Below are 11643 nucleotides of genomic sequence, written 5' to 3'. Positions count from 1 at the left end.
TTAGTTGCGCCGGTGAAAGTTGGTAAGCGTGCGACTATTGGCGCGGGGTCTACTGTCAATAAAGATATAGAAGAAGAACAACTAGCTGTAGCCAGGTCAAAGCAAAGAAATATCGATGGTTGGGACAGACCCAGCAAAAAGTAAGTTAAAGATTTCGACTAGTAAAGTAATCGAATAAGATTTGGAAAACAGGAACAAAAGGTATGTGCGGAATAGTTGGAGCTGTGGCTCAAAGGGATGTAGCTGAAATTCTTCTCGAAGGTTTGAAGCGTTTAGAATATAGAGGATATGATTCAGCAGGGTTGGCTTTATTGTCTGAAGCAGGCGAATTTAATCGCTTGAGACGTATAGGCAAAGTTCAAGAATTGGCAGACGCACTAAAGGCAAACCCTTGCAAAGGTGGAACCGGTATTGCACACACACGTTGGGCAACTCATGGTGAACCTAGCGAACGTAATGCCCACCCTCATGTATCAGGTTCCGAAATTGTAGTTGTTCACAACGGGATCATTGAAAACCATCATACTCTGCGTGAGAAGCTAAGTGCCGTGGGTTATGAATTTGCTTCGGATACAGATACCGAGGTGATTGCTCATCTAGTTCATCATGAACTAAAAACACATGACTCACTATTATCAGCATTCAGATCAACTGTGAAGAAATTAGAAGGTGCTTACGGAACGGTTGTTATGGATACCAGTGATCCAGACCAGCTAATTGCAGCGCGTTCTGGTAGCCCATTAGTGATAGGATATGGCATAGGAGAAAACTTCCTGGCATCAGATCAATTAGCATTATTACCAGTAACGAACCGTTTCTCCTTCCTAGAAGAAGGCGATATCGCCGTACTGACACGCCAAGACGTGACCATCTATGATGCTGTAGGTAGTGAAGTATCAAGAGATATCAATGAGTCTGATGTCTCGCATGATGCTGGCGACAAAGGGCCATATAAGCACTACATGCTAAAAGAAATCTATGAACAGCCGATTGCTATTAAGAACACCTTAGAGGGTAGAATTGCAAACGGCCAGGTTCTTGACACGGCCTTTGGTGAAAATACAGCAGAGATTCTAAAAGGCATTGATCACGTTCAAATTATTGCCTGTGGTACGAGCTACCACGCCGGCATGGTCGCACGTTATTGGTTTGAAGAAATTGCTGGTGTGTCGTGTAATATCGAAATTGCATCTGAATTTAGATATAGAAAGTCGGTTGTTCCGGCTAATGCACTATTGGTTACAATCTCGCAGTCAGGTGAAACAGCCGATACTCTGGCAGCACTAAGACTGGCCAAAGAAATCGGATATAAAGCTAGTTTGACCATTTGTAACGTGCCTGGTTCTTCACTAGTTCGTGAGTCAGACTTAAACTATATGATGAATGCGGGCGCTGAGATCGGCGTAGCATCCACCAAGGCATTTACCGTTCAATTAGTTGGCTTACTGCAGCTTGTCGTCGCTATTGGAAAGAACAAAAATATGCCAGCCGAAACGGAAGCTTCGATCGTTGAGGCCTTACAGGCACTTCCTTCAATCATCGAACAAAGCTTGGATATGGATAAGCAAATAGCCGAATTGGCGGAAGACTTTGCTGACAAGCACCACAGTTTATTCCTGGGTCGTGGTGATCAATACCCGGTTGCGATGGAAGGTGCACTGAAGCTTAAAGAGATTTCGTATATTCACGCTGAAGCTTATGCCGCAGGCGAATTAAAGCATGGCCCATTGGCTCTTATCGATGCAGACATGCCAGTCATTGTTGTTGCACCGAACAATGAGCTTCTAGAAAAACTGCATTCTAACGTTGAAGAAGTACGTGCAAGAGGTGGTTTGATGTATGTTTTTGCTGATCGAAACGCACACTTCAAAAGTGATGACACCATGAAAGTACTAGACGTACCACATTGTGAAAAGATCGTCGCGCCGATTTTATATACTGTGCCTTTGCAGTTGCTTAGTTATCATGTTGCGTTGATTAAAGGTACCGATGTGGATCAGCCACGTAATTTAGCAAAATCAGTAACAGTTGAGTGATGAGCTAGCCGTATTTACAGCCGCTATTCATAGGGAAAAGTAGTTAACGATGGAATAAAGTTGTTAACAACTTTCCTTTTGAATGAAATAAACGCGCGATCTTTCCATATTTCTAATTCTCATTAGAAATTTAATCTTCGATTAGCCTAAGGACGGGAAATCGTGTTTGTACTATGCGCGGAATAGGTACGCCCAGTAGGCTGGGAATAAATAGGCTGCTGAAATTCAGCTGTGGGTATTTGAAACTGATTTAGTTGCAAGTCTTCACCTGCTTTAAGCAATTCATCTTCCTTAAGTGCATCACCAGCCTTCTGTTTATCACTGTCTTCTTTTTCTTGAAGGTAAATAGGTTTAGCATTTTGACCGCTTGAGGTATCGGCTTTTAGTGCGCCGGCAATCGCAGCATTAGAGAGCTCTTCACCACCAATTTCTTGAAGTGGAAAATCCTCAAGCGTTGATTTTTGCCTGGTTGAGAAAAAGTATTCAAGATCCTCGTCTTCATCCCAATCCTCATCTGGTGATTCAGAGAGGCTGATTGAAGGTATAAGGAAACATAAAAGCATAAAATGAAAATATTTTTTAGGCATGGCTCTCTCCTTGATCTAAGCAGATATATTATCGTTTTTACAAAAGCTGTCTAGGTACTAGTGATCATTATCAAGGTAATCGATATTGACGACTACATAGCTGACCACGCCATCAGGTGTATTGAGTTCAACTTCGTCATCTATTTGCTTTTTAAGTAACAAGCGCCCCAGTGGTGAGTCGATGCTCAAATAACCAATTGAAAGGTCAAATTCATCTGGGCCGACTAAGCGAAAACGAGACTCTTCTCCTTCGTCATTTTCGAGGGTGACCCAGGCACCGAAAAATACCCTTGTTAAATCGTCAGGCTTACGGTCAACCACTACCATGTCATCAAGGCGCTTTCTAAGGAAGCGAACACGACTATCTATTTCCCTAAGCTGCTTTTTTCCATAAATATACTCGGCATTTTCAGAACGGTCACCTTGTGCAGCAGCTTCAGAAACTGCTTGGGTGACTTGAGGACGCTTTGTTTTCCATAAATAATTTAGCTCATCCTTTAGCTTCTTTTCGCCTTCAGGTGTAATGTATTTTGATCCAGGCTTTTGCGGTGGTCTGTAACGTCCCATTTAGTATTCACATCTTTTGTCGTATAAAACTAGGTTGAAGTACCTAAACTATCTAAGTACCCTTAGCGCCAAGAACTAGAAGAGTAGGTGTAGTAAGGTCCTGCTTTTCAGAAGGTATATTTAATAAAAGCATATTGGAGAAGACAATGAAAGCACAGAAAAAATTGAATGAACTTGCTGAAAGTGCTTTATCACAAATTGATGCATTAGGTTATAACCTAGATGCTATGGGTGTTGAAAACCAGATTAACCGTCATAATTTGATTGCTTTTTTGATGTTTGGACAAAAGCGTTTGGAAGGTGAAATGGATAGCCTTAACGCAAAAGTAGATGTTAGCAAAGCAAAAGTTGAAAGCATTGTAGATAACACTGAGAAGCTTTTTATTAGTGCTAAGAACCTGGCTGTATTTCCGGCTAAATATACGATTGATCGTGTTAGAGCGCAGTTCTAATTAAGTTCTTTATCTTTACTGCCTGATAGAAGCTTAGTACTTCGTGGGAAAACCAGCTCCACTTTTAGGCCTGGGTCATTATCATTTAAGATAACTTTACTGTGGTGGATATCCATCACAGCGAGTACCAGGCTTAAACCTAAACCATTACCTGGCAAAGACCTGCTCTTGGCAACGCGATAAAAGCGTTGGAATACTTTCTCCCTTTCCTCTTCTGGAATTCCAATTCCTGAGTCAGCAACTGATAGATATATATCTTTCTGAGTGCTGTGGAGTGATACATCTATACAGCCACTCTCCGGCGTGTATTTTATTGCGTTATCGATCAGGTTACACAAGGTCTGAAACAGAAGGTCTCGATCACCGTTCAGGTTAACGTTTTCTTCTATCGAAATCGCAAGTTTCTGGTTCTTATCTTCGGCAAGTGCTTCATATAGCTCGGCAGCATCTTGTACCAGTTCACTTAGATTGAAAGGTTGGAAATTTGAAGACTTACTACCCACCTCAAGGCGAGCAATACGTAATAGGGCATTGAAGGTAGCGAGTAGTTGGTCAGCTTCCGCGACTGCATTGGCGACCTGTTGTCTGTCTTGGTCGCGCTCTACACTGATCAGTGTATTTTCTAACTGGTTTCTTAGACGAGTCAGAGGGGTTCGCAGGTCGTGAGCAATATTGTCTGAAATATGACGAATGCCTTCCATTAATTGAACGATTCGGTCGAGCATTTCATTTAGATTACGTGCGAGTTGGTCAAAATCGTCATTGGTGCCACGGTCCGGGATACGAATAGAAAGATTCCCTTGCATAATCCGCTGGCTGGTTTGGTTAATTAGCTCAACCCTTTTTGCTGTACTACGGCTCATCATAATGCCGCCAAGCATCGCCAGAGCGAAGGTAATTCCCATGCCAAAGTTTATCGCACGTTCGACGAGTTGCTTAACGGCCATAAATTCATTTACATCGCGGCCAACAAGCAGCCTTAGTCCACCAGGCACGATGAATACACGGGCACGAGCAGGCCGGGATTCTTCACCTGGCCACCCTAGATTCTCGCCAAGGGTGAAGTTTAGCCAGCCCTCCTGTACTTCTCCATCTTCAGGCCACTTACTTATATTACCGGCGAGCTTAATAAAGTCTCTGGCGGTAAATAAGTAAATAGCCTTGCCATTTGGGTCTCGCGCGACACGCTCCCGGATAACGCTGATTAAACCGTTGAGCCCTTGCCTTTGGTATTGCTCAGCAAGGCCTATAATTTCAGCCTCAATAGTTTCGTCGGTTTGGCTCGACATGTAGCCGGCAGTAGCCCAATAAATAAAACCCATCAGGATAAAGACAGATGTGGCGAACAGTACCATGTACATGATCGCCAATTGAAAGGTAGAGGTCCGAAGAAGACTAAGAATCTTCACTAAGAATGTATCCCGCGCCTCGAACTGTTTGTAGTAGTTGTTTCGGGAAGTCCTTATCGATCTTTGATCGTAAGCGGCTGATATGGACGTCGATCACATTGGTTTGTGGATCAAAATGATAATCCCAAACCTGCTCCAATAGCATAGTACGAGTCACCACTTGGCCTGCATGTTTCATCAGGTACTCTAGCAAGCGAAATTCGCGAGGTTGGAGGTCGATCTTTTCGCTACCGCGTTTGACAGAGCGGGCTAGCAAATCCATTTCAAGGTCGGCAACTTGCAGGTGAGTCACTTTCTCGGAGCCACTGGTTGCCCCGCGTCTGACTAATACTTCCAGGCGAGCAAGTAACTCAGTGTAGGAGAAAGGCTTGGTCAGATAATCGTCACCACCACCGCGTAAACCTTCAACACGATCATCTACGTCGCCTAGTGCACTAAGGATCAGTACAGGTGTTTGGTTACCGGTTGCGCGGATCGTTTTAATAATGGATAGACCATCCATTCCAGGCAACATGCGGTCGATAATCATAACATCATAGCTTTCACTGGCTGCCATTAATAAACCTTCTTTACCGTCGGCAGAATGATCTACAACGTTATCGTTTTCCTTGAGGCCATTGACTAAATAAGCCGCTACATCTTTATCATCTTCAATTACGAGTACGCGCATCTTAACCTCTGCTTGCTTGGGCTCTGAATTTCTTAATTCGCTCATAAGCGTCTTTTATTTCCCGAGTTTTTTCGGTGGCTATTTTCATCATTTCTTCTGGCAAGCCTTTCGAAACAAGTTTATCCGGGTGATGTTGACTAATCAGTCTACGATAGGCTTTCTTTAGTTCAGCATCACTGCAATTGCTCTGTACGCCTAGAGTTTCATAGGCAGCACTGATCATTTGTTCTTCGCTAACATGGCCTGACGTATCGTGCTCAAAGCCGGTAAACCGGTGCTGAGCTGTCATCATTGCCAGTAGTTGTTCAAAATTTCGTTTCTGGAAACCAAGGTGTTCGGCTACTTCAAGAAGCAGCTGGTGTTCATTTGGGTGTAATTCTCCGTCGGCAAGCGCGGTGGTTAGCTGTATCTCCATAAACATTCTAAGGAGATTGGTACGACGGCCGCAGACTCTCTTTAAGTCATCCATGGCAGCGATATAATCAAAATCTTCTTGCTTGCCTTGATTGAATAAATTGATTGCTGCTTTACGTTGCTCGTCCGTCAACTGCATCTTGCTCATGGTGTCTTGAGCAACTTGAATTTCGACTTGAGATACATGGCCGTCTGATTTTGCCAAACGCCCCATTATCGAAAATGTGGCAGCAAAAAAAGCCGCTTGTATTTCTTCCTGATTGCCACCAGAAAAGTTTTCGATATTGGCCATACCTTTATCGAAGCTATGACCAATAGCCGCGCCTAACAAAGCGCCTAAGGGGCCACCGCCAAATGCGAAGCCCAAGGCTCCACCGATTAATTTTCCCCACCAGTTCATTGTCTAAATCTATACCTTGCGTTAAAGCGCTATCTGCCTTTTGCAGTGAATATAAATATATAAACTTAGTGGATTTATATAACCAGTTAAATGTTCGTAACCCGCTTACTTATTGCTTTGGGAAAGCCATGAGAGTGAGGCGTCAGTGGTAGATGATGGTATATATTCGGCGCTGATATAGCCTGAGTAATTAAGCCTATCAAGTGCTTTGAAGATCTGCGAGAAGTTAAGCTCGCCGGTACCTGGCTCGTGTCGGCCGGGGTTATCGGCAAACTGGATATGGCCGATCTGGGCTTGGGCAGATCCTATCTTACGGATAATATCGCCATGCATGATTTGCATATGATAGATATCAAACTGGATCTTTACATTTTCTTCATTGACGTCCTCGAGTAGCTGCAGAGCTTTGTCTAATGTATCAATTATGAACCCAGGCATATCAACTTTACTGTTAATTGCTTCAACCATCAGTGTTATATTTTTTCTGGCAAGCGCTTGGGCAGCATATTTGACGTTAGCAACAAGTTTTTGCCAGTGTTGCTCGTCACTACAGTCAGGCTGTTTTAAACCTGATAAGCAATTAATCTGCTTAACCCCAAGTGTTTGCGCATATTCCAGCGCTGTTTCGAGCCCTTGTTTGAATTCATCCTCACGTCCGGGTAAGCCGGCGATACCTCTCTCTCCTGCATCCCAATTACCAGGCGGGAGATTGAATAGCACTTGTTCTAGCCCATTAGCATCGAGTGCCTCGGCAAGTTCTTTAGCGGGCCATTGATAGGGAAATAAGTACTCAACGTACTTAAAACCGGCTTTTGAGGCAGCCTCAAAGCGACTCATAAAAGGAAGTTCGGTAAATAGCATAGTGAGATTGGCGGCGAACTTGGGCATGCTTATATCCTTGCGATGAGTTTGCTAAAACACTTAACTAGTAGATTTCAGTTGAGTCTGGTTCATATGTTCTAGCTCAAGCAGTAGGCCGCTATGGTCGACATTTTCATTGCCATTAGCAACCAGAGATAGATAAGACTCATAAGTACGCTGAGATAGGGGCAGTGTCAGACCTTCGTTTCGCGCTTCATCAAGTATAGTTTTCAGGTCTTTAAGCTGGACACGAGAGGTCGCGCCTGGCTCAAAGTTTCGCTCTAGCATTCTTTGTCCATGTAATTCGAGAATACGGCTGGCAGCAAAGCCTCCACTTAGGGCTTCTCGTACGGCTTCAGGGTCCGCACCACCTTCGGAGGCTAATAACAGTGCTTCTGATACGGCGCCAATTGTGATGCCGACAATCGCTTGATTGGCCAGTTTGCATAGCTGGCCACTTCCGGTATCACCAATGTAAGTAGACTTCCCAAATGCCTGGAAGAGCTCTTGTGCTCGTTCGAATTGCTGCTTATCACCACCCGCCATAACAGATAAGGTGGCCGCCTGAGCACCTGCTGTACCGCCGGAAACTGGCGCATCCAGATAGTGACACTGATGCTGCTTTGCTAACTGGGCGTGCTTGCGAGCGGTAGAAGGCGGAATTGAGCTCATGTCGATAAATAAGCTATTCGGCTTCGCGCTTTGATAAGCTTGTGACTGATAGATAACCTGATCGACAATATCGCCATTTTCCAACATGCTGATAATAATTTCTGCTTGGCTAATCGCCTCGGCGGCGCTTGCACAAAGTTCGGCTTTATCGGCGAAATCTGCCATCTTCTCGGCAGTTCTATTCCATAGCAATAATTCGAAACCGGCATCCAGTAACTTTTGTGTCATTGGGTAGCCCATCAGGCCGATCCCAAGAAATGCGATCTTCATCTTTTCTCCTAAAACGAAAAAACCGCCCAAGTAGGCGGTTTATATATCGAGCCAAACCTTAATCTTCGATTAGGGCTTTAACCTTCTTCATTGCATTTTTTTCTAGTTGTCGAATACGTTCTGCAGAAACGCCGTACTCATCAGCGAGTTCATGCAAAGTCTTTTTATCTTCGGTCAACCAGCGCTTGGATAGAATATCGAAACTGCGTTCATCCAGAGTTTTTAAGGCTTCGTGTAAACGGGAATTTGCGTATTCAGTGCTGTCCAGCTTTTCCAGTCGACGAGCCGGGTTATGGCTATGATCTTCAATGAAATTAGCGGGAGCCTGATATGCGCTATCTTCGTCATCATCGGCGCCCATGTCGAAAGATGCATCGTGAGCACTTAAGCGACCTTCCATTTCTCGTACGACTTTTGGTTCTACACCGAGGTTCTCAGCTACGTCCTGAACTTCTTTATGAGTGAACCAAGCTAAACGTTTTTTGTTGCTGCGCAAATTGAAGAACATTTTACGCTGAGCTTTAGTCGTCGCAATTTTAACGATGCGCCAGTTTCGTAGAATGAACTCGTGAATTTCTGCCTTGATCCAATGTACAGCAAAAGAAACCAGGCGAACGCCATACTCAGGGTTAAAACGCTTAACAGCTTTCATCAAGCCTACGTTACCTTCCTGAATAAGGTCTGCCTGAGCCAAACCGTAGCCGGCATAGCTTTTAGCAATATGAATAACAAAGCGAAGATGAGACATAACCATATGGCGTGCAGCTTCAAGATCGTGTTCATCATGTAAACGATCAGCAAGCTTGCGTTCTTCTTCAACGCTCAGAATAGGGATACCATTCACGGCCTGAATGTATGACTCCAGGTTTGCGCCCGGGGTAAGCATATCTACGGGCTGTAAGCTTGTACCCATAATAAAACCTCCAACATTTATTCCGTAAGAATTTTAGTGTTCAATATTTTGCTCTGCTCAAATTTAGACAGCAGAACAAAGAAAAAGTTCCATACAGAAAAATTGTACATATATTAAGCAATCATAAAGTATTCTAAAGGGAGAAAAAAGAGTACTACTTTGAAAATTACTGTTGCAGAGACAAGATTAATAAAACTTAAGACTCAGCAATATAGGATTTCTACTTGATTAACTTGGTTCAATATCATCCAAATGTTTGCGTACTGCAAGCCAAGAGCTAAACCAGCCCAGCCCTGTCCCTATTAAGAATAACAATAGTGTAGATTCAAAACTCAGTGATGACAAACTAAAAGTGCTTTGATATGAGCTGGCCAATGCCTCAACCGGGCCATTAAGAATAGCGGTAATGATAATAAGCAGTATCCAGGCAACTAGACTGGCGCCAAAACCAAATAATACACCCATATATAGAAAGGGCCTACGAACGAAACCATCTGTTCCGCCAACGAGTTTAATTACAATAATTTCTTCTTTTTTGTTCTCGATTGCTAGGCGAATGGTATTCCCTAGCACCAGAATAACAACCAGTGCGAGCATTATTCCGATAACGCTTACTGCTTGCTGAAGCATATTAATGATCGACTGAAGCCGCTTTACCCAAACCACATCGAGTATCGCACTTTCGATTTCAGGAAGAGTAATTAGAGCATCTTTGAGCTGCTCAATATGCTCAATCGTATTTAGAGCATCTGATGGGCGAACAATAATGACATGCGGCAAGGGGTTGCTGTCTAAGTAGTCGATTGCATCGGCAAACTCGAAGCGTTCTTTAAAATTGCTCAGCGCGCTATCGTTATCGATAAACTGGCTGCTGGTGATACTCTTTCTTTTTGCAATATCGTCAGCAAGCCTTTGTCCATCAATAAGCGGCACGCCCTTTTTAAGTAGGAGCGTTATTTGTGCGCTGCCATCCCAATCTTCACCTAGTGATTCAATATTGCTTAAAAGGCTAGTCAACAAAGCTGGCAGAACCAGAGCTATGCCGAGCACTGCACAGGTAAAGAGACTGGCAATGGGTGTTTTTAGCAATGACAGCAGAGTCGCCTTAGCCACCTTTTTATGGTGTTCTATATAGTGGTTTGCAGCACTTGGCGGAGGAGCCGGTCGAGCGCCTGAAGATTTGGGTAGCTCAGCCATTAGTCATCTGCTCCAGCAAATTGAGAACGTGAGTCGATCAGACTTCCTTGCTGAAGCGAGATTACGCGATAGTGCATATGATGAATCAATGCCAAGTCGTGGCTCGCTATCAGTACCGTGACGCCGACTTGATTGAACTCGCTAAACAAGTTCATGATTTCGGCTGAAAGCTCGGGGTCGAGGTTTCCGGTTGGTTCATCGGCTAACAAAACGGGAGGTTTATTGACAACGGCTCTGGCAATACCGATACGCTGTTGTTCACCGCCTGAGAGCTGAATGGGTGTCATTTTCTCTTTTGAAAGCAAACCGACTTTATCTAATGCGGCACGTACTCGACGCCCGATATCGCGCGGGTTCATTCCCGAAATTTCTAAGGGAAGCGCAACGTTGTCGTAAACACTGCGATCAAATAACAAGCGATGATTTTGAAAAACAACGCCGACATGACGCCGGTAATAAGGAATTTGCCGCTTTGGGATGCGCATAAGGTCTTGCTCACCCACAGTGACCTTTCCTTCACTGGCTCTTTCCATCAACATAATCAGCTTAAGCAGTGTACTTTTACCTGCGCCGGAATGGCCTGTTAAAAAGGCCATTTCACCACGCGCCATTGAAAAGCTTACGTCATTAAGTGCTTCATGGCCGTCGCTATAACGCTTGGTGACATTCTCAAAATGTATCATTATTTAGTAGGCCTATTGACTTGAGCTGAGATCTTATCGACAGAGATTTATGCTTGTTCGTCGAATAAAGCAGCAACAAACTCATCCGCCTCAAAGGGGCGTAAATCATCTATTTGCTCACCAACACCAATAAAGCGAATCGGTAGACCTAACTGTTTAGCGATAGCGAAAATGATCCCGCCTTTTGCCGTACCGTCCAGCTTGGTTAAGCTGATACCACTTACACCAACTGCTTGTTGGAATACTTGGGCTTGGCTAAGTGCGTTTTGGCCTGTACCGGCATCGAGAACCAACATCACTTCGTGGGGGGCGGTATCGTCAACTTTCTGCATAACTCGGACAACTTTTTCAAGCTCGCTCATTAGGTTGTCTTTGTTTTGAAGGCGGCCAGCGGTATCGGCGATTAGAATATCAACCCCTTTAGACTTAGCCGATTCAACTGCATCGAATATGACTGATGCACTGTCGGCGCCGGTGTGTTGGGCAACAACAGGCACATTGTTGCGCTCACC

General features: G+C 44.2%; 12 protein-coding genes and 2 pseudogenes. 3 read left to right on the top strand and 11 right to left on the bottom strand.

The genetic code is table 11. From position 1 onward, the window contains the following. Both glmU and glmS read left to right on the top strand, forming a co-directional pair. A pseudogene (gene glmU / locus A3761_RS28275) lies at positions 1-144 on the top strand (bifunctional UDP-N-acetylglucosamine diphosphorylase/glucosamine-1-phosphate N-acetyltransferase GlmU); the annotation flags it as partial. Between the two features lie 59 nt (positions 145-203). Continuing rightward, positions 204-2036: a glutamine--fructose-6-phosphate transaminase (isomerizing) gene (glmS, locus tag A3761_RS00080; RefSeq protein ID WP_068553200.1), complete on the top strand. Its 1833-nt coding sequence runs from the start codon at positions 204-206 to the stop codon at positions 2034-2036. Positions 2037-2182: 146 nt separating this feature from the next. Here glmS and A3761_RS00075 read toward each other — a convergent pair whose 3' ends face one another. Both A3761_RS00075 and greB read right to left on the bottom strand, forming a co-directional pair. Then, entirely contained in the window at positions 2183-2623 is a 441-nt protein-coding gene (locus A3761_RS00075) for a hypothetical protein (protein ID WP_068506560.1), read from the bottom strand. A gap of 57 nt (positions 2624-2680) precedes the next feature. After that, entirely contained in the window at positions 2681-3190 is a 510-nt protein-coding gene (gene greB, locus A3761_RS00070) for a transcription elongation factor GreB (RefSeq protein WP_068506562.1), read from the bottom strand. 146 nt (positions 3191-3336) lie between these two features. Here greB and A3761_RS00065 point away from each other — a divergent pair, with 146 nt between their 5' ends. Beyond that, positions 3337-3642, top strand: coding sequence for a hypothetical protein (locus tag A3761_RS00065; RefSeq protein WP_068506565.1), 306 nt, complete (start codon positions 3337-3339; stop codon positions 3640-3642). On the opposite strand, the gene A3761_RS00060 is transcribed toward A3761_RS00065, so the two are convergent. The 9 genes and pseudogenes from A3761_RS00060 to A3761_RS00020 form a co-directional block, all read right to left on the bottom strand. Continuing rightward, positions 3639-5051, bottom strand: coding sequence for a HAMP domain-containing sensor histidine kinase (locus A3761_RS00060; RefSeq protein ID WP_068506566.1), 1413 nt, complete (start codon positions 5049-5051; stop codon positions 3639-3641). The two genes, A3761_RS00065 and A3761_RS00060, sit on opposite strands and share 4 nt — an antisense overlap. Continuing rightward, the gene (locus tag A3761_RS00055; protein ID WP_068506571.1) at positions 5038-5721 is read right to left on the bottom strand and encodes a response regulator transcription factor; all 684 of its coding nucleotides are present in this window, start codon (positions 5719-5721) and stop codon (positions 5038-5040) included. Before A3761_RS00055 ends, A3761_RS00060 begins: the two co-directional genes overlap by 14 nt. 1 nt (position 5722) lies before the next feature. Beyond that, the gene (gene djlA / locus A3761_RS00050; RefSeq protein WP_068554994.1) at positions 5723-6535 is read right to left on the bottom strand and encodes a co-chaperone DjlA; all 813 of its coding nucleotides are present in this window, start codon (positions 6533-6535) and stop codon (positions 5723-5725) included. Between the two features lie 105 nt (positions 6536-6640). Further along, complete coding sequence (gene hyi, locus A3761_RS00045; RefSeq protein ID WP_068506576.1) at positions 6641-7423, bottom strand: hydroxypyruvate isomerase; 783 nt, start codon at positions 7421-7423, stop codon at positions 6641-6643. A gap of 33 nt (positions 7424-7456) precedes the next feature. Further along, on the bottom strand, positions 7457-8338 hold the full coding sequence (locus A3761_RS00040) for an NAD(P)-dependent oxidoreductase (RefSeq protein WP_068506579.1): 882 nt from the start codon (positions 8336-8338) through the stop codon (positions 7457-7459). Positions 8339-8396: 58 nt separating this feature from the next. Next, complete coding sequence (gene rpoH / locus A3761_RS00035) at positions 8397-9251, bottom strand: RNA polymerase sigma factor RpoH (RefSeq protein ID WP_068506581.1); 855 nt, start codon at positions 9249-9251, stop codon at positions 8397-8399. A gap of 228 nt (positions 9252-9479) precedes the next feature. Continuing rightward, positions 9480-10448, bottom strand: coding sequence for a permease-like cell division protein FtsX (gene ftsX, locus A3761_RS00030; protein WP_068506583.1), 969 nt, complete (start codon positions 10446-10448; stop codon positions 9480-9482). After that, positions 10448-11131 (bottom strand): cell division ATP-binding protein FtsE, encoded by a 684-nt coding sequence (gene ftsE / locus A3761_RS00025; RefSeq protein ID WP_068506585.1) that lies wholly within the window; start codon positions 11129-11131, stop codon positions 10448-10450. The genes ftsX and ftsE overlap by 1 nt, the downstream gene beginning before the upstream one ends. Before the next feature lie 47 nt (positions 11132-11178). Next, positions 11179-11643: pseudogene (locus A3761_RS00020) on the bottom strand (signal recognition particle-docking protein FtsY); the annotation flags it as partial.

Source organism: Oleiphilus sp. HI0123 (assembly GCF_001635315.1).
The sequence above is the reverse complement of the archived record's forward strand: the minus strand, read 5'-3'. Positions and strand labels throughout refer to the sequence as shown.